This is a genomic window from Sphingomonas quercus, assembly GCF_018863195.1.
Classification (GTDB): Bacteria; Pseudomonadota; Alphaproteobacteria; order Sphingomonadales; family Sphingomonadaceae; genus Solisphingomonas; species Solisphingomonas quercus.
In genome coordinates, this window is sequence record NZ_JAHKRT010000004.1 from 93,591 (window position 1) to 114,117 (window position 20,527).

The window sequence follows — 20,527 nt, forward strand, 5'->3', positions numbered from 1 at the left end:
ATGTTGCTTGCCATCCTGTCCGCCTTTCTCGGCGGGGTGATCCTGAACCTGATGCCATGCGTCTTCCCGATCATTTCGCTGAAGGCGTTCGGGCTGGTCGGCAACGGGGGCGATCCGCGGCGTCTGCGCTGGGAGGGGGCGGCATTCTTTGCCGGCACCCTGCTGGCGATGCTGCTGCTCGCAGGCACGCTCATCCTGCTCCGCGCGGGCGGGCAGGCGGTCGGCTGGGGCTTCCAGCTCCAGTCGCCGGTCGTCGTCGCCTTGCTGGTGCTGGTGATGATCGCGGCGGCGCTCAACCTCTCCGGCCTGTTCGAGGTCGGCATCGGCCTCCAGCGCGCCGGGCAGGAGCTGGACGGGCGGGACGGGCTCGCCGGCGCCGCCCTCACCGGCGCGCTGGCGGTGGTCGTCGCGACGCCCTGCGCCGGGCCGTTCATGGCCGGCGCGCTCGGCTATGCGCTGGTCCAGCCGCCACTGGCGGCGCTGGCGGTGTTCGCGGCACTGGCGACGGGCGTGGCGGCGCCGTTCACGCTGCTCTCTTTCATTCCCGCCCTGGCCCGGCGGTTGCCGCGGCCGGGCGCATGGATGGTCACCCTCAAGCAGTTGCTCGCCTTCCCGATGCTCGGCGCGGCGGCGTGGCTGCTGTGGGTGCTCGCCCAGCAGACCGGACCGGCGGGCCTGGCGCTGATGCTCGGCTGCGCGGTGGCGCTCGGCCTGGTGTGCTGGCTGTATGGCATCGCCCAGCGGCGCGGCATGTCCGGAAAGCCGGCGCGCGGCGTGACCCTTGCCGCCGCCACGGGGCTGGCCGCGATCGGCGCCGCCATCGCCCTGCCCGGCGGAGCGCTGACCGCCGGCAAGCCGGCCGAAATGGCCACCGCCGCCCCCGCCGAACTGCACCCCGTCGCCTGGTCCCCGGAACGCGTCGCGAAGGCGCGCGCCGCCGGCCGACCGGTGTTCGTCGATTTCTCGGCGGCCTGGTGCCTGACCTGTCAGGTCAACGAGAAGGCCGTGCTCTCGACCGATGCCTTCAAGGCCGCGATCGCGCGCAGCGGGGCGACCTACATGGTCGCCGACTCGACCAACTATGACCCGGCCATCGAACAGGCTATGACAGCGCTCGGGCGCACCGGCCTGCCGCTCTATCTCGTCTATCCGGCCAGGGGCGGCGCGCCCGTCGTCCTGCCCCAGCTGCTGGCGATGAAGGACGTCGCCGCCGCGCTCGATGCGGCATCGCGCAGGAAGGCCTGAGACGATGACCAATGCCGGATCGCATCAGCCGAGGTCGCCATAGCCACCGCCTCGCGGAACGAACTGCCTCCGCAGGAGGCGTGGCCAGATCTGATGCGCCGGGCGCAGGACGGAGATCAGGCGGCCTACCGGGTGGTGCTGCGTGCCGTCGTGCCGGCGGTGCGGGCCTATGCGCGCCGTCGCGTGTTCGACGAGATACTGGTGGAGGATGTGATCCAGGACACGCTGCTGACCATCCACCGGCTGCGGCACACCTATGATCCGGCGCGGCCCCTGCTGCCCTGGATCGCGGCGATCACCTCGGCCCGCGCAGTCGATGCGCTGCGCCGGCACGGGCGATCACGCCGGCGCGAAGTGGCGGACGAGGTGGCGCTGGCCGCCGCCGTCGACATGGCGGCGCTGGAGACATTGGAGACGGCCGGCGCCGACCAGACGCTCGGCCGGCTGCTCGGCGTGCTGCCGGAGCGGCAGCGCCGGGTGGTGGAGATGGTCAAGCTCAGGGAGATGACGCTGGACGCCGCCGCCGATGAAAGCCGCCTGTCGGTCGGTGCCGTCAAGTCGCTGCTGCACCGCGCCTATGCAAGACTTCGCGAACACGGGATGCATTCAAATGGTTGATCACGACAGGTTGATCGATGCGCTGTCCATGACCGCCCAGCCCGTGCGGCGGATATCCCCGGCCTGGGCGCGTGCGCTGATGTGGATGCCGGTCGCGCTGCTGCTCGGCTATCTCTTCACCCGCCCGCTGCACCGCGCCGCGCTCGACTGGTCGGCGCCCAATGCCGGCATCGCCATCGCCGGCATCCTGCTGTCGCTGGCGCTGGGCGCCGGCGCCCTCGTCGCCGCCTTCACCGTCAGCGTGGCGGGCAGCGCGGCGCGCCTGCGCGGCGGGATGATGGCGGCGTTCGCGGCGTGGCTGGTCTGCGCCGCGCTCGCCATCGGCGCCTCGGCGCATCCCGCCGGCAAGCTCGGCCAGGGCAGCTATTGCTTCACCTTCATCCTTGTCGCCGGCCTGCCGATGATCGGTGCCGTGCTGCTCGCGCTCCGCCGGACGCGCTCGCTGGCGCCGCTCCGCTCGCTGGCGCTGGCCGGCGGCGGAATCGGCTTCCTGTCGTTCGGGCTGCTCGGCTTCTGCCATCCGGTAGGGATGTCCGCGGTCGATTTCGCGATGCACCTGGCCGCGGCGCTGGCGCTCGCCATCGTCACCGTGGCGCTCGGGCGAGCCGCCGTCGCCGCCTGATATCGACCCGCGCGGGCTATTCCTCGTTGCGGGGCCGGGTATGGACGCGGCGCGTGCCCTGCCACACCTCATAAGCGCGGATCGGCTCGGCGCGTTCGGCCTGGCGGATGGCCTCCTCGTCAGTTTCCGCGAGGAGATCGGCACCGCTGCTGATGCCGCCGCCCCCGTCTGACAAAGTGTAGAGCCGATAGTGCAGCATTGCCCATCCCGGATTCATACCCCGGTTCAAGCACTTGTGACTCCACCCTGCCGACGACGCCGGGGAATCGCGACCGCCGACCTGCGTTCATAGGGCAATTTCGCCCGACTTGCCAAAGTCTTTATCAAAAGCGATCGGCCGGGCAGAAATCCATCCGCCCGGCCGATGCCGTCCAGCCAAATCATCCCGGCTCCTGGCGGCAAAATCCGCCCAGTTCAGCCGCGTTAGAAACGCACGCCGGCGCCCACGCTTACACGCTGCCGCGCACTGTCGGTGTTGTAGTTGGTGTAACGATATTCGGCGTTGACGTAGAATCTGTCGGTCAGCGAAAATTCGCCGCCGCCGCCCACGGTATAGCCGTCAGTGTGGAAGTGATTGTAATAGCTGGACTGTCCCGGCGGGGCGATAAACGCCTTGCGCTGCTCGCTATTTGCATAGCCGCCCTTTGCGTAGACGAGGAAACGCGGAGTGACCAGGGCGCCGACACGCACCGAGGCGTTGAGCTCGTTGAAGCTCTTATGCGTCACTGTGCCAAGATCGCCGACGCCCGGCGTGATATTCTCCTGACGGGCGCGCCAGTAGCTGAATTCCGGGCCGATCACGATGCGATCGCCGATCATGCCATCCCAGCCGACCGTGCCGCCATAGCCGAGCCCGTCATCATGCGAACCTTCGCTCTGGAAACGATCGAGGCCGACATTCCCCTCGACGCGGAAGCCGCGAAAGCTGGTGGTGGCGCCTTGCTCCTGGGCGAGCGCGGGCGCGGCGATGCCGCCGACGAGGGCGGCAATGATCAGGGTGGTACGCAACGCAACTCTCCATACTGATGAACCCCTGTGGGGCCACCCAATGGCCGGCCGGCGTTGCAGTTCCCGAAAAAATGGCCGGCGCGCGGGAGTTGTTGCGCCTCGGCCACAGTCGGAACGCTGGATTCCGTCGCGCCCCGCGCCGCCGGATCATCGCCGGCGGCGCAGCGCAGGCTCAGGCGGCGTTGGCGGCGGAGAGCACCGCCTTCACGCTCGCGGTGGCGACGTCGGGATCGATGCCGGCCCCATAGACCAGCGATCCGTCCGGTCGGCGCGCCTCGACATAGGCGGCCGCCTGCGCATCGGTGCCGGCGCCGATGGCGTGCTCGTGATAATCCACCACCTCCAGCGCTACGCCGCAGCTGCCCAGCGCGTCGAGCACCGAGGAGATGAGGCCGTTGCCGCGCCCTGACAGGGATTGCTCGCGCCCGTCGAGCGTGATCCGCCCGGCGAAGCGGCGGTCCTTGTTGCCGCCGGGGCCATAATCCTCGTGATAATCGATGAGCTGGAAGCGCCCGCCGCCGTCCAGTCCATATTCCTTGCGGAATACCGCCCAGATGTCGGCGGCATTGAGCTCGCGACTGGTCTCGTCGGCAAGCGCCTGCACGGCGCGACTGAAATCGCCTTGCATGCGCCGCGGCAGCTTCAGCCCCTGATCCTGTTCCAGCACCCAGGCCACGCCGCCCTTGCCGGACTGGGAATTGACGCGGATCACCGCTTCGTAGCTGCACCCGACATCGGCCGGGTCGATCGGCAGATAGGGCACGTCCCAGATCTGGTCGTTGCGCTGCGCCTGGGCGGCGAAGCCCTTCTTGATGGCGTCCTGATGGCTGCCCGAAAAGGCCGTGAAGACGAGGTCGCCGGCGTAAGGATGACGCGGATGCACCGGCAGGTTGGTGCAATATTCCACCGTCTTGCGCACCGCGTCGACGTCCGAGAAATCGAGGCCGGGCGCGATCCCCTGGGTGTAGAGGTTGAGGCCGAGCGTGACGAGATCGACATTGCCCGTCCGCTCGCCATTGCCGAACAGGCAGCCTTCCACCCGGTCGGCGCCGGCCATCACGCCGAGCTCCGCGGCGGCGACACCGGTGCCGCGATCATTATGCGGATGGAGCGAGATCACCACCGAATCCCGCCGCGAGATGTTGCGGCAAAACCATTCGATCTGGTCGGCATAGATATTGGCCGTGGCCGCCTCCACCGTCGCCGGCAGGTTGAGGATCACCGGCCGGTCCGGCGACGCATCGAGCACGTCGCACACCGCCTCGCAGACCTCGAGGCTGAACTCCAGTTCGGCGGTGGAGAAGGTCTCCGGCGAATATTCGAAGCGCCAGTCGGTGCCGGGACGCCTGTTCGCCTCGCGCGCCAGCAGCGCCACGCCGTCGGTGGCGATCTTCTTCACCTGCGCGCGGTCCATGCCGAACACGATCCGCCGCCACGCCGGCGAAACGGCGTTGTACATGTGGACGACGGCGCGCTCGGCGCCCTCGAGGCTGTCGAAGGTGCGCACGATCAGGTCCTCGCGCGCCTGGGTGAGCACCTGCGGCCAGACGTCCGCCGGAATGCCGGCGCGGACGAGTCCCTGGATGAAGTCGAAATCGGTCGCGCCGGAGGCCGGGAAGCCGACCTCGATCTCCTTGAGGCCGATGCGCACCAGCATGTCGAACATGCGGCGCTTCTTCTCGGCATCCATGGGGTCGATCAGCGCCTGGTTGCCGTCGCGCAGGTCGGTGGACAGCCAGCGCGGGGCACGGGTGATGGTGCGCGACGGCCATTGCCGGTCGGGCAGGTCCACCTGCGGAAAGGGGCGATATTTTACGCTAGGGTCGGCGAGCATCTTGGCCGCTCCGATGATGATGATCCGTCAGTCCATTGTAGGGCGTCACAGGCGCGCCCGGGCCAACCCGACCCCGCGCGCGGGGCCGGCATCAAAGTCGAAGAAGCGAGGCCCCGATGCGGATCATCGGCCCGACATGCCGCGGCGGCAGGCGACTTGTCAACCGCTCGCCGTTCGGGCAACGCCGCAGGGCGGCATTTATCTCGGGGGCCAGTCCGTGATCATGAGGACTTGGTTGGGCGTGGGAACAGACGCTTCCGGAACAAGCAGGCGCGTGGAATGGATTGATATCGCGCGCGGAATCGGCATCGTCCTCGTCGTCTACGGCCATGCGCTGCGCAGCCTCTACCCCACGACCCCGCCGCACACCGGCTGGCCGGTGTGGCAGGACACGCTCATCTACTCGTTCCACATGCCGCTGTTCTTCGTGCTGTCCGGGCTGTTTATCGGGCGCGGCCTCGCCCGCGGACGCGGGCCGTTCATCCAGAACAAGCTGTTGACCGTCGCCTACCCCTATTTCCTGTGGTCGCTGATCTCGGGGGTGACCGAGGTTCTCGCCGACCAATGGGTCAACACGCCGCTGTCGCTTTCCGACATCGCCCGCATCCCCATCCAGCCGATCGAGCAATACTGGTTTCTCTATGCCCTGTTCGTCGACCAGATGATCATCTGCGCCCTGTTCACGCGGCGCCGGTTGCTGATCGGCGTGACGTTGCTCGGGGTGGTCGCGGTCATGGCCTTCGGTGCCGGCGACATCTTCACGCGTTCGCTGGGCTCGCTGCCTTATGTCGTTCTGGGCATGCTCGGCGGCGGCGCGCTGGGCAGGGCGGCGGAATGGCCGGTCCGGCGACTGGCGGCGATGGCGCTGGCGGCATGGGCGACGTTCGCGCTCTACCATCTCGCCGGGCCGACCGGGCTGGCGGGAGCCCTGGCCCACTATGGCGGTGCGCTGGCCGGCACGCTCGGCACGGTGGCGCTGGCGATGCTGATCGGCCGCGCCGGGCTGGGCCGGATGCTGAAGCTGCTCGGCCAGGCCTCGATGGCGATCTACGTCATGCACACCCTCGCCTCGGCGGGGCTGCGCATCCTGCTGATGCACGGCCTTCACCTGCGCGAGCCGATGACGCTGCTGGTGCTGAGCACGATCATCGGGCTGCTCGCGCCGTTGCTCGTTTGCCGGTTTGCCCAGCGCCACGGCCTCGCCACGCTGCTCGGGCTGGACCGCGGCGCCCGCCACGCGCAAGCCCCGGCCGCGATCCCCGCGACGAGCTGACGCGCGGCCCCGCGGGGGCGGCTCAGCACTGTGGAAAACCCACCCGTCAAGCCTAGACTTTGTGGTGAAAGGGCGTAGCCTGACCCTATATACCGCATAGTTTCCGTTTTGTTCGCAGGAGCCTGTTCCCGATGCCCCTCCTCCAGGCCAGCCGCCAGTACAAGCCCTTCGAATATCCCTGGGCGTTCGAATATTGGAAGCGCCAGCAACAGGTCCACTGGATGCCGGAGGAGGTGCCGCTGGGCGAGGATTGCCGGGATTGGGCGCAGAAGCTCACCGATCACGAGCGCAACCTGCTCACCCAGATCTTCCGCTTTTTCACCCAGGCCGATGTCGAGGTGCAGGATTGCTACCACGAGAAATATGGCCGGGTGTTCAAGCCGACCGAGATCAAGATGATGCTCGCCGCCTTCTCCAATATGGAGACGGTGCACATCGCCGCCTATTCGCACCTGCTCGACACGATCGGCATGCCGGAAAGCGAATATGGCGCCTTCCTTTCCTACAAGGAAATGAAGGACAAGCATGATTATCTCGCCACCTTCGGCGTGGATACGGACGAGGACATCGCCCGCACGCTGGCGATGTTCGGCGGCTTCACCGAGGGGCTGCAGCTGTTCGCCAGCTTTGCCATGCTGATGAACTTCCCGCGCTTCAACAAGATGAAGGGCATGGGCCAGATCGTCTCATGGTCGGTGCGCGACGAGAGCCTGCATTGCGAAGGCATCATCCGCCTGTTCCACGCCTTCGTGAAGGAGCGGGACTGCCTGACCCCGGCGATCCGCAAGGACATTCGCGACACCTGCCACCATACGGTGGAGCTGGAGGATGCCTTCATCGATCTGGCGTTCGAGATGGGCCCGGTGCCCGGCATGACGCCCAAGGAGATCAAGCGCTATATCCGCTACATCGCCGACTGGCGCCTCGGCCAGCTCGGGCTGAAGCCGCTCTACATGGTGGACGACCATCCGCTGCCCTGGCTCGCCCCGCTGCTCAACGGCGTCGAGCATGCCAATTTCTTCGAGACCCGCGCCACCGAATATTCCAAGGCGGCGACGCGCGGCAACTGGAACGAGGTGTGGGACGCCTTCGACCGTCGCTCCGCCGCCAAGCGGGTGCCAGCGGCAAACGAGGACATCAATGAAGGCGGGCTGTTCGGCTCCTCGGGGGTGGCTGCGGAGTAATCGGCAACCGCTTGGGCTTCTCCTCGTTTAACCGGCGAAGGAGATTCATGATGAAGACCAAGCTGACCCTCGCCGCGCTGGCCCTGGCCATCGTCGCGCCCGCCCTCACTCCGCCGGCTGCGGTCGCGCAGAATTATGATCGCCGCTACGATCGCGAGCATCGCCGCGACCGTGATCGCGACCGCCGCGACTATGATCGCTGCAAGCGCAGCAGCGGCACCACCGGCCTGATCGCCGGTGGCGCGGGCGGCGCGCTGGCCGGCAACGCGCTGGGCGGCGGCACGCTCGGCACGGTTGCCGGCGGCGTCGGCGGCGCGCTGCTCGGCAAGCATCTCGACAAGAAGCACGACGCCGCGCAGAACCGCAAAAACGGCTGCTGAACCAGACGCTTGCGCATAACGATCATCACTCTTCCGAAATAATTTCGTTGCCCAATGCAACGGGCAGGGCCAACACCGCGTCGGGCCGGCTTGAGGAAGAAGAGGAAGATCGTTCATGCGCAAGCTGATCCTGGCCGCGTCGTTGCTCGCATCCACGCTCGCGCCGCTCGCCGCGGCTGACGCCCAACCCCGGCGCGGCAACGACAATTGGCAGAACTGGAAACGCTACGACTACAACCGCCCTGATCCGCGCCACGGCAACACTTACGACGCCAGCCGCTATTATCGCGATGGCCGCTATTACAAGGAGCGCCGGCTGGGACGAAACGACCGCATCTATCGCGGCTCCAACGGTCGCTATTATTGCCGCCGTCCGGACGGCACCACCGGCCTGATCATCGGCGGCGTGCTGGGCGGACTGCTCGGCAACTCGCTCGATCATGGTCGATCCCAGACTTTGGGCACGCTGCTCGGCGCGGGCGGCGGCGCGCTACTCGGGCGCGAGATCGATCGGGGCGGCATCCGCTGCCGTTGAACCGGTCCGTTGACCGCCGGCCCGCGGCTGCGGGCCGGCGGGCTCAGCCGCCATATTTCCAGTTGAGCCTCTTGCCCTCGGCAAGCTGGGCAAGCGTCGTCTCGACCCGCCGGGCACGTGTTTCCGGCCGTTTGGCGCCCTCGATCCACTGCGCATAATCGCGCTGCGCCGAAGGCGGCAGGCCCTCCCAGAAATCGGCCATCGCCTTGTTCGCCGGAAAGGCGGCGACCAACTCGGCAGGCGTCGCGGGTGCGGGCCTGGCATGCGTCTTCGCGCGCGGTGCCGGGCCACCCTCCGTGAGCGCCATCGCGTTGCGAACCAGGGCGGCGAACGCCTCCGGCGGCGGCAGATCGTCGATCCGCGTCAGGCGACCGAACTCGCCCATGGCGCCCGTCGCAGCCGCGCGGTCACCCGCGACCTCGGCGTGGCGCCAGAAGCCGAACGCGGCATGCGCCTTGAACCCGGCCATCATCGCCAGCGGCCGGCAGCGATATTCGAAGAATGGCGAGGACCATTTGACCGTCTCGCCAATCTCAGCGCTGACGGCCTCCATGCGGACGCGAATCTCTTCGAGGATCGGCCGGGCAAAGGGCTGCCGGGCCGCAATATAGGCGTCGACGCGGGGGTCGCGGCTCAGAAAATCCCCCCGCCCAGTATCAGTCGCAGCACGCCGACGGCGATGACCAGCAGGTTCAGCGCGCGACCCGATTTTTGCGAGGAGAACAGGCCGACGCCGAGGCCCAGCACGGCAAGCGGGATGATGAACCAGTTCGCCCAGCCAAGCAGCGGCAGGAATGCGAACAGCGCCAGCACGAGGCCGACGGCGCCAATGGCGATCGAGAGAAGATTGAACATGGCCCGAATTTGGCGCGCCCCCCGCCGCCCCGCAAGCCCATGCCCCAATTGTGGCCACAATGCCGCAATCTGGCCACAATTCGTCGAATTGTCATCGCCGGGTCATCGCCATCGCGCGATCCCGCGCCTATCATGCGCTCATGGATCGCATCTGGAACCGCCGCTGCTCGACCCCGCTGTTGCATCGCCTGATGTACTGGGCGCTCCGCCGCGGCTGAACGCGCGTCGCCGCGGCAACGCTGGCGCAGCCGGGGGGCAGGCGCTACAGCACGCCCATGCCTCCTCTCCTTCTTGTCATGCTGGGCGGGGCGATCGGCTCCGGTTTCCGTTATCAGGTCGGCCGTTTCGCGCTGCAGCAGCTCGGCCCCGATTATCCATGGGGCACCTGGGCGGTGAACCTCGCCGGCGGCTTCCTCATGGGGATGCTGGCCGGCTGGCTGGCGCGATCGAGCGACGGCGGCGAATCCTTTCGCCTGTTCCTCGGCGTCGGCGTGCTCGGCGGCTTCACCACCTTCTCCGCTTTCTCGCTGGAGACTTTTTCGATGATCGCGCGTGGCGATCATTTCGGAGCGGCGGCCTATGCGGTGTCCTCGGTGGTCGGCGCGGTGCTGATGCTGTTCCTCGGCATCGGCGTGATGAGGGTAGCGGCATGAGCGAGAACGAGGCCGGGGTCCGGCAATTCACCATCGCTGCCGATGACGACGGCATCCGCCTGGATCGCTGGTTCAAGCGGCACATGCCGGACGTGAGCTTCAACGTCGTGTCGCGCTGGGCACGCACCGGCCAGCTGCGCGTTGACGGCGGCCGTATCGCGCCCGGCGACCGCATCGCCGAGGGCCAGGTGCTGCGCCTGCCCCCGCCCGAGGCCGCACCGGCCGAGACGACGCCCCGCCCCAAGCGCGATCGCAAGCCGCTCGATCCCGAGCAGGAGGCGTTCGCCCGGTCGCTGGTCATCCATCGCGACGCGCAGGCGATCGTCATCAACAAGCCCCCCGGCCTCGCCACCCAGGGCGGCACCAAGACCGACACCCATGTCGACGGACTGCTCGACGCATTGCGCTATGATGCGGAGGGCCGGCCGAAGCTGGTCCACCGGCTCGACAAGGATACCTCCGGCGTCCTCCTGCTGGCGCGCACGGCGCGGGCGGCGGCGTTCTTCGCCAAATCATTTTCCGGGCGCACGGCGCGCAAGGTCTATTGGGCACTGGTCGCCGGCGTGCCCTCGATCGAGGACGGCATGGTCGAGCTGCCTATCGCCAAGCAGCCAGGCACCGGCGGCGAGAAGATGCATGTCGACGAGAAGGAGGGCAGCGCGGCGCGCACCCGCTATCGCGTCATCGAACGCGCCGGCAATCGCGCCGCCTGGGTCGAGCTGCAGCCCTATACCGGCCGCACCCACCAGCTGCGCGTGCACATGGCCGCGATCGGCCACCCGATCGTCGGCGACGGCAAATATGGCGGGCCGGACGCCTTCCTGACCGGCGGCATCAGCCGCAAGATGCACCTCCATGCCCGCCGCCTGCGCGTCGATCACCCGGACGGCGACCGCATCGACATCAAGGCGGACCTGCCCGGCCATTTTGCCGAGAGCCTCGCCACATTGGGCTTCGAGCTGGCCGATGGCGATGCGCTGCCGCTCGACGAGGTCAAGTTCGCCGAGACCGCCGAGGGCAAGCGCCGCGCCGTCTCCGCCGCCGCCAAGGCCCGTCGCCGCGAGCGCAAGGGCGAGCGGCGCGGGCGCGGACGCGGCTGATGCATCCCAATGCGGCCTTCCGTTTCGCGGACGAGGGGGCGATGCGCGCCTTTGCCGGCGAGCAGGGCTTCGCCCATCTGTTCTGCCACACCGTAGAGGGGCCGATGGTCGCGCATGCGCCCGTGGTGGTCGCGGACGACGGCAGGCTCAGCTTCCACATCGCGCGGGGCAACCGCCTGACCAGGCATCTCGACGGAGCGCGGGTGATCGCCAGCATCGCCGGCGCTGACGCCTATGTCAGTCCGGACTGGTATGGCAGCGCTGATCAGGTGCCGACCTGGAACTATGTCGCGGTGGAGGCGGAGGGCACGGCCCGGCTGCTTGACCGCGACGGGCTGGTCGCCCTGCTCGACGCGCTGTCGGCCGTGCATGAGGCGAAGCTGGCGCCGAAGCGGCCATGGACGCGCGAGAAGATGACCCCGGGCCGCTTCGAGGCGATGCTGCCGGCGATCCTCGGGTTCGAGATCGCGACACCCGCCTGGCGCGGCACGTCGAAGCTCGGCCAGAACAAGAACGCCGCCGAGCGCGCCGGGGCCTCGGCCGGGTTGCGCGCCGCGGGCGCCGTGGCCATCGCCGAGCTGATGGACGGGCTGTGAGCAACCGCCTCGCCGTGTTCGACTGCGATGGCACGATGCTCGATTCGCAGGCGATGATCTGCACCGCGATGGCGCAGTGCTTTGTCGCCAACGATCTTCCCGATCCCGGTGAGGCGGCGACGCGCCGGATCGTCGGCCTGTCGCTGCCGGAGGCGATGCAGGTATTGCTGCCCGGTGCCGAGCCGGCACTGCTGCTGCGCCTCACCGACAGCTACAAGCGTGCCTTCCACGCCATGCGCCTGCGCGGCGAGATCGAGGAGCCGTTGTTCGCCGGCATCGCCGAGGCGATCGACACGCTGGACAGGGAGGGCTGGCTGCTCGGCATCGCCACCGGCAAATCGGATCGCGGCCTGCGTCACGCGCTCGAGGCGCATGGACTGGAGCGGCGCTTCGTCACCCTCCAGACGGCCGACCGCCACCCGTCAAAGCCGCATCCGGCGATGTTGCACGCAGCCATGGCCGAGGCCGGCGCCGAACCCCATATGACGGTGATGATCGGCGATACCAGCTACGACATCGCCATGGCCAAGGCGGCCGGCGCCCATGCGATCGGCGTCGGCTGGGGCTATCATCCTGCCGAGGAGCTGTTTGCCGCGGGCGCGGATGCGGTGGCGCTGGTGCCGGGCGACCTCCTTCGACACATCAGGGAGATGGCATGACACCGACCCCTCCATCCGAGCGCGAGGCGCAAGCCCGGCTGATCATCCTGCTGACGGTACGCGCCATGGGCGTGATCGCGATGCTGGTCGGGCTCGGCGTGTGGCTGGGCGGCTATCAGGGCCATGGCGGGCTCGGCACGGCGGCATTCCTGCTCGGTGCCTTCTGCTCCTTCCTGCTGCCGGCACTGCTGGCACGACTGTGGCGCAGCCCGAAGCCGTGAAGCGCTTCTATGTGAAGGCTGAAGCCGGCGCCGATGGCGGCGTGCTGCTCGACGGGCGGCCGGTGCGCACGCCGGCGCGCGCGCCGCTGGCGCTGCCCAACACCGCGCTTGCCGAGGCAGTGGCGGCCGAATGGGCCGGCCAGGGCGAGGAAATCGCGCCGGCGACGATGAAGCTGACCGGCCTCGCCAATGCGGCGATCGACCGGGTGGCACCGGATCCGTCGGCCTTCGCCGCCGGCCTTGTCGGTTATGCGCAGAGCGACCTCACTTGCTATCGCGCCGATGGACCGGGGAGCCTGGTCGCGCGGCAGGCGGCGGCGTGGGATCCGCTGCTCGACTGGGCGCGCCGCCGCTACGACGTGCACTTCGCCGTCACGGCCGGCATCATCCATATCGCCCAGCCGCCGCGCACGCTCGAACGGCTCGGACAGGCGGTGGCGGCACGCTCGCCCTTCGCGCTGGCCGGCCTGTCGCCGCTCGTCACCATCGCCGGATCGCTGGTCGTCGCCCTGGCGGTGGCGGAGGGCGCGATCCCCGCCGAGCAAGGCTTTGCCGCGGCGATGCTCGACGAGCTGTGGCAGGCCGAGCAATGGGGCGACGACGCGCTCGCCCTGGAGGCACGTGAAAACCGGCGGCAGGATTTCCTCGCCGCCGCCCGCTTCCTCGCCCTATTGGAGGGTTGATGGGGCCTCCGGCTGGCCCGGGCGCGGCAGGAACCAGCGCACCAGCACGAAGCCGCCGGCGACCAGCCCGATGAAATCGCCAAGCGCGGTGTAGATCCAATAGCCCCACGGCATGTAGGAATTGAACACCGGCTGGGCGACGATGAAATACAGCGTTGTCGCCGCCGCGAACAGCAGCAGGACGCGCAGCCGATCGGCAAAGAACGCCACCCGGCCGGCGATCAGGTGGAGCGCCAGCCCGATCATGAAAATGGTGAGGATCGACAACACCAGTCCCGCGATCAGCGCGCCCGTATCCATCGGGGCGGCGCCCGCCGGGCTGAAATGGATGAGCGCCACCGGCCCCTTGCCCATCATCACCGTGCCGGCCGGCGTATCGGGCCAGGGCACGTAATAGGTGCCGGCGCCGATCGGCGCGAGATTGCGCGCCAGCGCCGCCTGCACGTCGGCATTCTGCGCGTCGCTGGCGACGCGGAAGGTGATCTTGCCGAGCGGCGTGCCCCAGAAGACGAAGCCGACGAGAAACTGGGCGAGCCCACCCAGCAAGCTGCCGATTATCAGGCGGATCATCCCGCGTCCCTCCCTGTTCAGGACGCGGATGCTATCACCGCGTCAGCGTTCGTACGAATCCGATCAGGCCGAGCTGGCGCTGGCGCTTGAGACGCTCGGCGCGCAGCACCAGGCGGACCTGCGCGAAGCAGCGTTCGACATCGTCGTTGATCAGCACATAGTCATAGCCGTCCCAGTGGCTGATCTCGGCGGCGGCGCGGGCCATGCGGTTCTCCACCACCTCCGCATCGTCGGTGGCGCGCGCCGTCAGCCGGCGCTGCAGTTCCTCCATCGACGGCGGCAGGATGAACACCCGCACCACATCGGCGCCGGCTTGCTGATAGAGCTGCTGCGCGCCCTGCCAGTCGATGTCGAACAGAACGTCGCGCCCGCCCTTGAGGATCTCCTCCACCGGCTTGCGCGGCGTACCGTAGCGGTGATCGAAGACGTGCGCCCATTCCAGGAACTCGCCATCGGCGACCATCCGCTTGAATTCGGGCACGTCGACGAAATGATAGTCGCGGCCGTCGACCTCGCCGGGCCGGATCGGCCGGGTGGTGGCGGAAACGGACATGTCGATGCTCTCATCCGCGGCCAGCAGCATGCGCGAGATGGTCGACTTGCCCGCGCCCGAGGGCGAAGACAGGACGAAGAGCAGCCCGCGGCGGTCATGCTCGACGGCATGGCGGCGGCGGCGCGGGGGGACGGCAGCGGTGTCGACGGCCTCGGTCATGCCCGCATCTGCCCGGAGGCGGCAGGCGCCGTCAATCTCCGCTGATCAAACAGCCGGCCGCGTCCGGCCGTCGCGGCGGCGATCATAGGCTTTCTTGGCGAGATAGCCGCCGCCGAGCACGAGGCCGAGCGGCCCGAGCCGCCTCAGCGCGCCGACGGCGACCGCGCCGAGGACCGCGCCCTTGACGCCGCCCTCGCCATCCCGACGATCAATCTCGCGGCCGACCAATGCACCGATAAGCTTGCCGATCATCTCGCGTGTCTCCTTGTTCGGGAGAAGAGCGAAACAACCGGCCTCCGGTTCCTTGGCCGTCAACGGCCGACCATGGTTTCGGGTCGCACGAGCCGGTCGAACGTCTCGCCGTCGACCAGGCCGAGCTCCAGCCCGGCCTCCTTCAGCGTCAGACCCTCGGCGTGGGCGTGCTTGGCGATCCTGGCGGCATTGTCATAGCCGATCTCCGGCGCCAGCGCGGTCACCAGCATCAGCGAGCGGTCGACCAGTTCGGCGATGCGCCGCCGGTCCGGCTCCGCCCCCTCGACGCAGCGCTCCGCGAAACTGTCCATGCCCGTCGCAAGCAGATCGATCGAGCGCAGCACGGCGGCGCCGATCAGCGGCTTGAACACGTTGAGCTCCATATGGCCCTGCATCCCGCCGATGGTGATGGCCGCGTGATTGCCGATCACCTGCGCAGCGACCATCGTCAGCATCTCGCACTGGGTCGGATTGACCTTGCCCGGCATGATCGAGCTGCCCGGCTCATTCTCGGGCAGGTGCAGCTCGCCCAGGCCGGACCGCGGCCCGGAGCCGAGCAGGCGCAGATCGTTGGCGATCTTGGTCAGCGCCACCGCCAGCACGTTGAGCGTCCCCGACAGGTGGACCAGCGGATCGTTGGAGGCCAGCGCCTCGAACTTGTTGTCGGCGGTGCGGAACGGCAGGCCGGTCAACATCGCGATCTCGTGGGCGATCGCCTCGCCGAAGCCGCGCGGGGCGTTGAGGCCGGTGCCGACCGCGGTGCCGCCCTGGGCCAGCGCGGTCATGCCGGTGAGCACGGCCGGCTCGATGCGCTGGTGGCAGAGGTGGAGCTGCTGGGCATAGCCGGAAAATTCCTGGCCGAGGGTCAGCGGCGTCGCGTCCTGCAAATGGGTGCGGCCGATCTTGACGATGTCACCCCATGCCTTCGCCTTCGCATCGAGCGCGGCGAGCAGTCTTTCGAGCGCCGGGAACAGCCGGTCGATGGCGGTGCGCGCCGCCGCGATGTGCAGCGCGGTGGGGAAGCTGTCATTCGAGGATTGGCTGCGATTGACGTCGTCATTGGGGTGGACGGGAGTCTTGCCGCCGCGCTGGCCGGTGAGGATCTCGTTCGCCCGGCCGGCGATGACTTCGTTGACGTTCATGTTGCTCTGGGTGCCGGACCCGGTCTGCCAGATGACGAGCGGGAACTGGTCGTCGAGCTTGCCCGCGACCACCTCGGCCGCTGCCTGCTCGATGGCGTCGGCCTTTTCGGCGGCGAGGCCGTGTGCGCGGTTCACCCGGGCAGCGGCCTGCTTCACGATCGCCAGCGCGTGGACGATGGCGATCGGCATGCGCTCGGCCGGCCCGAACGGGAAATTATGGATGGAACGCTCGGTCTGCGCGCCCCAATAGGCGGCGGCCGGCACCTCGATCGGGCCGAAGCTGTCGGTTTCGGTGCGCGTTTCGGCCATGTCGTCGTCTCCATCGGGACGACCGCACCGGCCGCCCTTACTTCTTGCGGGTGAAATCCACCGAGACGACGTTCGAGCCGTCCTCGACGGGCGTGGCGACCGGCGCGTCATTGCCCGCCGGCTCGTGATCCGTGGCCTGTTCCTCGGCCTGGGCCTGGAATTGCAGCGCGAAATTCACCGCCGGATCGACGAAGCCGGTGACGGCGGCGAACGGGATGATCAGCATCGCCGGCATCTGGTTGAAGCTGAGGCCGACCTGGAAACCGTCCTCGCGCACCTTCAGGTCCCAGAAGCGATTCTGGATGACGATCGTCATCTCGTCCGGGAAGCGCTGGACCAGATGGGCCGGGATATCGACCCCGACGGCCTGCGTCTTGAAGGTGATGTAGAAATGGTGCGTGCCCGGCAAGCCGCCCGCCCGCTCCACCTCGCCCAGCACCCGGCCGACGACAGCGCGCAGCGCCTCCTGCACGATCTCGTCATAGGGAATCAGGCTGTCGGCCGTAGTGTCGCTCATCCGCGCTTGGTGAACGCCCCTGTCGCACTGGTCAAGCGCGTTACACGCGCTATAGCGACGCGCGCACTATTCGGAACCGTAAGCGCCATGAGCCGCACCGCCACGATCAGCCGCGATACCAGCGAGACCCGCATCTCGGTCACCGTCGATCTCGACGGGACGGGCCGCTACGACGTCAAGACCGGCATCGGCTTCCTCGACCATATGCTGGAACAGCTCAGCCGCCACTCGCTGATCGACCTCACGATCCGCTGCGACGGCGACCTGCATATCGACGCGCACCACACCACCGAGGACTGCGCCATCGCCATCGGCCAGGCCATCGACAGGGCTCTGGGCGACCGCCGCGGCATCATGCGCTACGGCACCGCCTACGCCCCGATGGACGAGGCGCTGACGCGCTGCGCCATCGACATTTCCGGGCGGCCCTATCTCGTCTGGAAATCCGGCTTCAGCCAGCCGCGCCTCGGCGACATGGACACCGAGCTGTTCGAGCATTTCGCGCTCAGCCTCGCCCAGAATGCCGGCCTGACCCTGCATGTCGAGACGCTCCACGGCCGCAACAACCACCATATTGTCGAAAGCGTGTTCAAGGCGATGGCCCGTGCGTTGCGCCAGGCGGTCGAGATCGACGCGCGCAAGGCCGATGCCATCCCCTCCACCAAGGGAAGCCTCGGCGGATGACACTGGCGCTGATTGATTATGGCGCGGGCAATCTGCGCTCGGTGGAGAACGCGCTGATCGCCGCCGGCGCAAGCGACGTCCTGGTCACCGCCGATCCCGAGGCGCTGCGGGCGGCAGACCGCATCGTGCTGCCCGGCGTCGGCGCGTTCGCCGCCTGCATGGGCGGGCTGGACGCCATCCCCGGCATGGTCGACGCGCTTCACGAGGCCGTGACCGGCCCGGCGGCGCGGCCCTTCCTCGGCGTGTGCGTCGGCATGCAGCTGATGGCCAGCGCCGGCGAGGAATATGGCGCGACCCCGGGCCTCGGCTGGATCCCCGGCACGGTGCGCGCGATCGCGCCCGCGCCCGGCCTCAAGGTGCCGCACATGGGCTGGAACGACGTGACGCCGTCCACGCCGCATGCGCTGATCCAGCCCGGCGAGGCCTATTATCTCCACGGCTTCGCTTTCGAGGCCAGCGACCCCGCCGACATCCTCGCCGTGACCGATCATGGCGGGCCTGTCACCGCCGCCGTCGGACGCGACACGATGATCGGCGTCCAGTTTCACCCGGAAAAGAGCCAGGCCTATGGCCTCGCCTTCCTCGCCCGCTTTCTCGACTGGAATCCATGAGCCTCATCGTCTTTCCCGCCATCGACCTCAAGCAGGGCCAGGTCGTCCGCCTCGCCGAGGGCGACATGGCGCGCGCCACCGTCTACGGCGACGATCCCGCCGCCCAGGCCCGCGCCTTCGCCGAGGCCGGGGCGACGCATCTTCACGTCGTCGATCTCGACGGCGCCTTCGCCGGCGAGGCCGTGAATGCCGGCGCGGTCGAGGCGATCGTCCGCGCCTTTCCCGGCAAGCTGCAACTCGGCGGCGGCATCCGTACGCGCGCCGCGATCGATCGCTGGTTGTCGCTCGGGGTCGAGCGGGTGGTGATCGGCACCGCGGCGCTCACTGATCCCGAGCTGGTCCGCGCCACCGCCCGCAATCTCCCCGGCCGCATCGTGGTCGGCGTCGATGCGCGCGACGGCATGGTCGCCACCCATGGCTGGGCGGACGTGTCCGACGTCGCCGTCGCCGAGATGGCGGAGCGCTTCGCCGATGCCGGCGTCGCCGCCCTGCTGTTCACCGATGTCGGCCGCGACGGATTGCTCAAGGGCGTCAATGTCGAGGCGACGGCGGCACTCGCGGCGGCCTCCTCCATCCCGGTGATCGCCAGCGGCGGCGTGGCCGGGATCGGGGATATCCACGCCCTGCTGCCCCATTCCAACATCGAGGGGGTGATCACCGGGCGCGCGCTCTATGACGGACGGCTCGATCTCGCGCAGGCGCTGGCGGTGGCGCGGGGATGACGGTCCGCACCCGCATCATCCCCTGCCTGGATGTCGCCGGCGGCCGCGTCGTCAAGGGCGTCAACTTCGTCGACCTCGCCGATGCCGGCGATCCGGTGGAGCAGGCCCGCGTTTACGACGCGCAGGCCGCCGACGAGCTCTGCTTCCTCGACATCACCGCCAGCCACGAGGAGCGCGGCACCATCCTCGACGTCGTCGCCCGCACCGCCAGGGTCTGCTTCATGCCGCTCACCGTCGGCGGCGGCGTGCGCTCGGCCGAGGATGCCCGCGCCCTGCTGCTCGCCGGCGCGGACAAGGTGGCGGTCAATTCCGCCGCCGTCGCCCGGCCTGAACTGGTGCGCGACATCGCCGAGCGGTTCGGCGCGCAATGCGTGGTCGGCGCGGTCGACGCCCGCAGCGTCGGACCGGGCGAGTGGGAGGTGTTCACCCATGGTGGCCGCCGCCCGACCGGCATCGACGCCGTGCAGCACGCCGCGAGGCTCGCCAGCCTCGGCGCTGGCGAGATATTGCTGACCTCCATGGATCGCGACGGCACCCGTGACGGCTATGATCTGGCGCTGACCCGTGCCGTCGCCGATGCCGTCGACGTGCCGGTGATCGCCAGCGGGGGTGTCGGCAATCTCGATCATCTCGTCGCCGGCGTCGCGCAAGGCGGGGCCTCGGCGGTGCTCGCCGCTTCGATCTTCCATTTCGGCCAGTATAGCGTTGGCGATGCGCGCGCCGCATTGCGCGCCGCCGGCCTGCCGGTGCGCAGCGCATGAGCGACACCCTCGCCCGCCTCGAGGCGGTGATCGCCGAGCGCCGCAGGGCCGACCCCTCCGCGTCCTACGTCGCCAAGCTCGCCGCCCGCGGTCGCGCCAAGATCGCGCAGAAGCTGGGCGAAGAGGCGGTGGAGACCGTCATCGCCGCCATGCAGGGCGATCCGGCCGGGCTGACCGGCGAGGCGGCGGACCTGTTGTTCCACCTCCTGGTGCTGCTCGGCGACGCGGGCGTGCCGCTGGCCGACGTGCTCGCCGAGCTGGACAGGCGAGAAGGTGTATCCGGCCTCACCGAAAAGGCCGCCCGGCCGAAGGAGTGACTCCCATGCCGATCGACCCGACGCTGCCCTATGACGACGACAATATCTTCGCCCGCATCCTGCGCGGCGAAATCCCGTCGAAGCGCGTCTACGAAGACGAATATGCGCTCGCGTTCCACGATATCGCCCCGCAGGCGCCGCAGCATATCCTGGTCATTCCGAAGGGCCGCTATGTGTCGTGGGACGATTTCACGGCGCGCGCCGGCGATGTTGAGATCGCCGGGTTCGTCCGCGCGGTGGGCCGCGTCGCGCGCGAGGCGGGAATGGTGACGCCGGGCTATCGGCTGCTATCCAATGTCGGCGCGGATGGCGGGCAGGAAGTGCCGCACCTCCATGTCCATATCTTCGCCGGCAAGCCGCTCGGCCGCATGATCGCGGGCTGAGGCGCCCTGCACAGATTGTCACTTGCCGGCACCTCAACGCCGCATCATGTGTTGAGCTACGCAATCCCGCCGGAGTTGGCG

Annotated in this window: 29 protein-coding genes; 19 read left to right on the forward strand and 10 right to left on the reverse strand. The window is 68.7% G+C overall.

Annotation, left to right across the window (positions count from 1 at the left end):
* The 3 genes from KOF26_RS08780 (at window position 1) to KOF26_RS08790 (ending at window position 2,485) form a co-directional block, all read left to right on the forward strand.
* A complete protein-coding gene (locus tag KOF26_RS08780) occupies window positions 1-1,245 on the forward strand; it encodes a protein-disulfide reductase DsbD family protein (protein WP_216323342.1) in 1,245 nt (414 codons plus the stop codon).
* Between the two features lie 93 nt (window positions 1,246-1,338).
* A complete protein-coding gene (locus tag KOF26_RS08785; protein WP_216323345.1) occupies window positions 1,339-1,863 on the forward strand; it encodes a sigma-70 family RNA polymerase sigma factor in 525 nt (174 codons plus the stop codon).
* Between the two features lie 28 nt (window positions 1,864-1,891).
* Window positions 1,892-2,485: a DUF1109 domain-containing protein gene (locus tag KOF26_RS08790; protein WP_253201288.1), complete on the forward strand. Its 594-nt coding sequence runs from the start codon at window positions 1,892-1,894 to the stop codon at window positions 2,483-2,485.
* A 16-nt stretch (window positions 2,486-2,501) separates the two neighbouring features.
* Here KOF26_RS08790 and KOF26_RS08795 read toward each other — a convergent pair whose 3' ends face one another.
* The 3 genes from KOF26_RS08795 to leuA all read right to left on the reverse strand — a co-directional run bounded on the left by KOF26_RS08795 (window position 2,502) and on the right by leuA (window position 5,327).
* A complete protein-coding gene (locus KOF26_RS08795; RefSeq protein WP_216323351.1) occupies window positions 2,502-2,684 on the reverse strand; it encodes a hypothetical protein in 183 nt (60 codons plus the stop codon).
* Between the two features lie 224 nt (window positions 2,685-2,908).
* Entirely contained in the window at window positions 2,909-3,493 is a 585-nt protein-coding gene (locus tag KOF26_RS08800) for an outer membrane protein (protein ID WP_216323354.1), read from the reverse strand.
* Window positions 3,494-3,665: 172 nt separating this feature from the next.
* Window positions 3,666-5,327, reverse strand: a complete 1,662-nt coding sequence (gene leuA / locus KOF26_RS08805) for a 2-isopropylmalate synthase (RefSeq protein WP_216323357.1) — start codon at window positions 5,325-5,327, stop codon at window positions 3,666-3,668.
* Between the two features lie 274 nt (window positions 5,328-5,601).
* Here leuA and KOF26_RS08810 point away from each other — a divergent pair, with 274 nt between their 5' ends.
* From KOF26_RS08810 to KOF26_RS08825, 4 genes are all read left to right on the forward strand, one after another.
* Window positions 5,602-6,600, forward strand: a complete 999-nt coding sequence (locus tag KOF26_RS08810; RefSeq protein ID WP_216323360.1) for an acyltransferase family protein — start codon at window positions 5,602-5,604, stop codon at window positions 6,598-6,600.
* Between the two features lie 131 nt (window positions 6,601-6,731).
* Window positions 6,732-7,784, forward strand: a complete 1,053-nt coding sequence (locus KOF26_RS08815; protein ID WP_216323362.1) for a ribonucleotide-diphosphate reductase subunit beta — start codon at window positions 6,732-6,734, stop codon at window positions 7,782-7,784.
* A gap of 50 nt (window positions 7,785-7,834) precedes the next feature.
* A complete protein-coding gene (locus KOF26_RS08820) occupies window positions 7,835-8,164 on the forward strand; it encodes a hypothetical protein (RefSeq protein WP_216323366.1) in 330 nt (109 codons plus the stop codon).
* Window positions 8,165-8,279: 115 nt separating this feature from the next.
* Window positions 8,280-8,699 (forward strand): glycine zipper 2TM domain-containing protein, encoded by a 420-nt coding sequence (locus tag KOF26_RS08825; protein ID WP_216323370.1) that lies wholly within the window; start codon window positions 8,280-8,282, stop codon window positions 8,697-8,699.
* Window positions 8,700-8,742: 43 nt separating this feature from the next.
* Here the strand turns inward: KOF26_RS08825 and KOF26_RS08830 are convergent, their stop codons facing one another.
* Together KOF26_RS08830 and KOF26_RS08835 are read right to left on the reverse strand one after the other, a co-directional pair.
* The gene (locus KOF26_RS08830) at window positions 8,743-9,336 is read right to left on the reverse strand and encodes a YdeI/OmpD-associated family protein (protein ID WP_216324032.1); all 594 of its coding nucleotides are present in this window, start codon (window positions 9,334-9,336) and stop codon (window positions 8,743-8,745) included.
* Window positions 9,333-9,554, reverse strand: coding sequence for a hypothetical protein (locus KOF26_RS08835; RefSeq protein WP_216324034.1), 222 nt, complete (start codon window positions 9,552-9,554; stop codon window positions 9,333-9,335). The genes KOF26_RS08830 and KOF26_RS08835 overlap by 4 nt, the downstream gene beginning before the upstream one ends.
* A 275-nt stretch (window positions 9,555-9,829) precedes the next feature.
* Between KOF26_RS08835 and crcB the strand changes: the two genes are divergently transcribed.
* The 6 genes from crcB to KOF26_RS08865 are packed head-to-tail and all read left to right on the forward strand — an operon-like array spanning window position 9,830 to window position 13,466.
* Window positions 9,830-10,207, forward strand: a complete 378-nt coding sequence (gene crcB / locus KOF26_RS08840; protein ID WP_216323373.1) for a fluoride efflux transporter CrcB — start codon at window positions 9,830-9,832, stop codon at window positions 10,205-10,207.
* A complete protein-coding gene (locus KOF26_RS08845) occupies window positions 10,204-11,307 on the forward strand; it encodes an RluA family pseudouridine synthase (protein ID WP_216323376.1) in 1,104 nt (367 codons plus the stop codon). The genes crcB and KOF26_RS08845 overlap by 4 nt, the downstream gene beginning before the upstream one ends.
* The gene (locus tag KOF26_RS08850; protein WP_216323379.1) at window positions 11,307-11,903 is read left to right on the forward strand and encodes an FMN-binding negative transcriptional regulator; all 597 of its coding nucleotides are present in this window, start codon (window positions 11,307-11,309) and stop codon (window positions 11,901-11,903) included. Before KOF26_RS08845 ends, KOF26_RS08850 begins: the two co-directional genes overlap by 1 nt.
* Window positions 11,900-12,562, forward strand: coding sequence for an HAD-IA family hydrolase (locus tag KOF26_RS08855; RefSeq protein ID WP_216323382.1), 663 nt, complete (start codon window positions 11,900-11,902; stop codon window positions 12,560-12,562). Before KOF26_RS08850 ends, KOF26_RS08855 begins: the two co-directional genes overlap by 4 nt.
* Window positions 12,559-12,783, forward strand: a complete 225-nt coding sequence (locus KOF26_RS08860; RefSeq protein WP_216323385.1) for a hypothetical protein — start codon at window positions 12,559-12,561, stop codon at window positions 12,781-12,783. The genes KOF26_RS08855 and KOF26_RS08860 overlap by 4 nt, the downstream gene beginning before the upstream one ends.
* A complete protein-coding gene (locus tag KOF26_RS08865) occupies window positions 12,780-13,466 on the forward strand; it encodes an ATP12 family chaperone protein (protein ID WP_216324039.1) in 687 nt (228 codons plus the stop codon). Before KOF26_RS08860 ends, KOF26_RS08865 begins: the two co-directional genes overlap by 4 nt.
* Here KOF26_RS08865 and KOF26_RS08870 read toward each other — a convergent pair.
* From KOF26_RS08870 to KOF26_RS08890, 5 genes are read right to left on the reverse strand one after another with little or no spacing between them, the layout of a single operon-like run.
* Window positions 13,452-14,036, reverse strand: a complete 585-nt coding sequence (locus KOF26_RS08870; RefSeq protein WP_216323388.1) for a hypothetical protein — start codon at window positions 14,034-14,036, stop codon at window positions 13,452-13,454. The genes KOF26_RS08865 and KOF26_RS08870 overlap by 15 nt on opposite strands.
* A gap of 34 nt (window positions 14,037-14,070) precedes the next feature.
* Window positions 14,071-14,748: a guanylate kinase gene (gmk, locus tag KOF26_RS08875; protein WP_216323391.1), complete on the reverse strand. Its 678-nt coding sequence runs from the start codon at window positions 14,746-14,748 to the stop codon at window positions 14,071-14,073.
* A gap of 45 nt (window positions 14,749-14,793) precedes the next feature.
* A complete protein-coding gene (locus KOF26_RS08880; protein WP_216323394.1) occupies window positions 14,794-15,000 on the reverse strand; it encodes a hypothetical protein in 207 nt (68 codons plus the stop codon).
* Window positions 15,001-15,059: 59 nt separating this feature from the next.
* Entirely contained in the window at window positions 15,060-16,451 is a 1,392-nt protein-coding gene (gene fumC, locus KOF26_RS08885) for a class II fumarate hydratase (RefSeq protein ID WP_216323396.1), read from the reverse strand.
* A gap of 37 nt (window positions 16,452-16,488) precedes the next feature.
* Window positions 16,489-16,968: an SspB family protein gene (locus tag KOF26_RS08890; RefSeq protein ID WP_216323399.1), complete on the reverse strand. Its 480-nt coding sequence runs from the start codon at window positions 16,966-16,968 to the stop codon at window positions 16,489-16,491.
* Between the two features lie 87 nt (window positions 16,969-17,055).
* Between KOF26_RS08890 and hisB the strand changes: the two genes are divergently transcribed.
* From hisB to KOF26_RS08920, 6 genes are read left to right on the forward strand one after another with little or no spacing between them, the layout of a single operon-like run.
* Window positions 17,056-17,652, forward strand: a complete 597-nt coding sequence (hisB, locus tag KOF26_RS08895; RefSeq protein WP_216323403.1) for an imidazoleglycerol-phosphate dehydratase HisB — start codon at window positions 17,056-17,058, stop codon at window positions 17,650-17,652.
* Complete coding sequence (gene hisH, locus KOF26_RS08900; RefSeq protein WP_216323406.1) at window positions 17,649-18,263, forward strand: imidazole glycerol phosphate synthase subunit HisH; 615 nt, start codon at window positions 17,649-17,651, stop codon at window positions 18,261-18,263. Before hisB ends, hisH begins: the two co-directional genes overlap by 4 nt.
* A complete protein-coding gene (hisA, locus tag KOF26_RS08905) occupies window positions 18,260-18,985 on the forward strand; it encodes a 1-(5-phosphoribosyl)-5-[(5-phosphoribosylamino)methylideneamino]imidazole-4-carboxamide isomerase (protein ID WP_216323409.1) in 726 nt (241 codons plus the stop codon). The genes hisH and hisA overlap by 4 nt, the downstream gene beginning before the upstream one ends.
* Window positions 18,982-19,746 (forward strand): imidazole glycerol phosphate synthase subunit HisF, encoded by a 765-nt coding sequence (hisF, locus tag KOF26_RS08910; RefSeq protein WP_216323412.1) that lies wholly within the window; start codon window positions 18,982-18,984, stop codon window positions 19,744-19,746. The genes hisA and hisF overlap by 4 nt, the downstream gene beginning before the upstream one ends.
* A complete protein-coding gene (locus KOF26_RS08915) occupies window positions 19,743-20,063 on the forward strand; it encodes a phosphoribosyl-ATP diphosphatase (RefSeq protein ID WP_216323415.1) in 321 nt (106 codons plus the stop codon). Before hisF ends, KOF26_RS08915 begins: the two co-directional genes overlap by 4 nt.
* A 5-nt stretch (window positions 20,064-20,068) precedes the next feature.
* A complete protein-coding gene (locus KOF26_RS08920) occupies window positions 20,069-20,446 on the forward strand; it encodes a histidine triad nucleotide-binding protein (protein ID WP_216323418.1) in 378 nt (125 codons plus the stop codon).
* Window positions 20,447-20,527 lie beyond the last annotated feature (81 nt).

Bases quoted from the DNA above. Each gene is read 5' to 3' on its own strand.
- hisF (WP_216323412.1), top strand. From the start codon at position 18,982: ATGACGGTCCGCACCCGCATCATCCCCTGCCTGGATGTCGCCGGCGGC.
- KOF26_RS08820 (WP_216323366.1), top strand. From the start codon at position 7,835: ATGAAGACCAAGCTGACCCTCGCCGCGCTGGCCCTGGCCATCGTCGCG.
- hisH (WP_216323406.1), top strand. From the start codon at position 17,649: ATGACACTGGCGCTGATTGATTATGGCGCGGGCAATCTGCGCTCGGTG.
- fumC (WP_216323396.1), bottom strand. From the start codon at position 16,451: ATGGCCGAAACGCGCACCGAAACCGACAGCTTCGGCCCGATCGAGGTG.
- crcB (WP_216323373.1), top strand. From the start codon at position 9,830: ATGCCTCCTCTCCTTCTTGTCATGCTGGGCGGGGCGATCGGCTCCGGT.
- KOF26_RS08870 (WP_216323388.1), bottom strand. From the start codon at position 14,036: ATGATCCGCCTGATAATCGGCAGCTTGCTGGGTGGGCTCGCCCAGTTT.
- KOF26_RS08880 (WP_216323394.1), bottom strand. From the start codon at position 15,000: ATGATCGGCAAGCTTATCGGTGCATTGGTCGGCCGCGAGATTGATCGT.
- KOF26_RS08835 (WP_216324034.1), bottom strand. From the start codon at position 9,554: ATGTTCAATCTTCTCTCGATCGCCATTGGCGCCGTCGGCCTCGTGCTG.
- KOF26_RS08780 (WP_216323342.1), top strand. From the start codon at position 1: ATGTTGCTTGCCATCCTGTCCGCCTTTCTCGGCGGGGTGATCCTGAAC.
- hisA (WP_216323409.1), top strand. From the start codon at position 18,260: ATGAGCCTCATCGTCTTTCCCGCCATCGACCTCAAGCAGGGCCAGGTC.
- KOF26_RS08890 (WP_216323399.1), bottom strand. From the start codon at position 16,968: ATGAGCGACACTACGGCCGACAGCCTGATTCCCTATGACGAGATCGTG.
- KOF26_RS08825 (WP_216323370.1), top strand. From the start codon at position 8,280: ATGCGCAAGCTGATCCTGGCCGCGTCGTTGCTCGCATCCACGCTCGCG.
- KOF26_RS08815 (WP_216323362.1), top strand. From the start codon at position 6,732: ATGCCCCTCCTCCAGGCCAGCCGCCAGTACAAGCCCTTCGAATATCCC.
- leuA (WP_216323357.1), bottom strand. From the start codon at position 5,327: ATGCTCGCCGACCCTAGCGTAAAATATCGCCCCTTTCCGCAGGTGGAC.
- KOF26_RS08850 (WP_216323379.1), top strand. From the start codon at position 11,307: ATGCATCCCAATGCGGCCTTCCGTTTCGCGGACGAGGGGGCGATGCGC.
- KOF26_RS08795 (WP_216323351.1), bottom strand. From the start codon at position 2,684: ATGCTGCACTATCGGCTCTACACTTTGTCAGACGGGGGCGGCGGCATC.
- KOF26_RS08790 (WP_253201288.1), top strand. From the start codon at position 1,892: ATGACCGCCCAGCCCGTGCGGCGGATATCCCCGGCCTGGGCGCGTGCG.
- gmk (WP_216323391.1), bottom strand. From the start codon at position 14,748: ATGACCGAGGCCGTCGACACCGCTGCCGTCCCCCCGCGCCGCCGCCGC.
- KOF26_RS08860 (WP_216323385.1), top strand. From the start codon at position 12,559: ATGACACCGACCCCTCCATCCGAGCGCGAGGCGCAAGCCCGGCTGATC.
- KOF26_RS08785 (WP_216323345.1), top strand. From the start codon at position 1,339: ATGCGCCGGGCGCAGGACGGAGATCAGGCGGCCTACCGGGTGGTGCTG.
- KOF26_RS08920 (WP_216323418.1), top strand. From the start codon at position 20,069: ATGCCGATCGACCCGACGCTGCCCTATGACGACGACAATATCTTCGCC.
- KOF26_RS08915 (WP_216323415.1), top strand. From the start codon at position 19,743: ATGAGCGACACCCTCGCCCGCCTCGAGGCGGTGATCGCCGAGCGCCGC.
- hisB (WP_216323403.1), top strand. From the start codon at position 17,056: ATGAGCCGCACCGCCACGATCAGCCGCGATACCAGCGAGACCCGCATC.
- KOF26_RS08845 (WP_216323376.1), top strand. From the start codon at position 10,204: ATGAGCGAGAACGAGGCCGGGGTCCGGCAATTCACCATCGCTGCCGAT.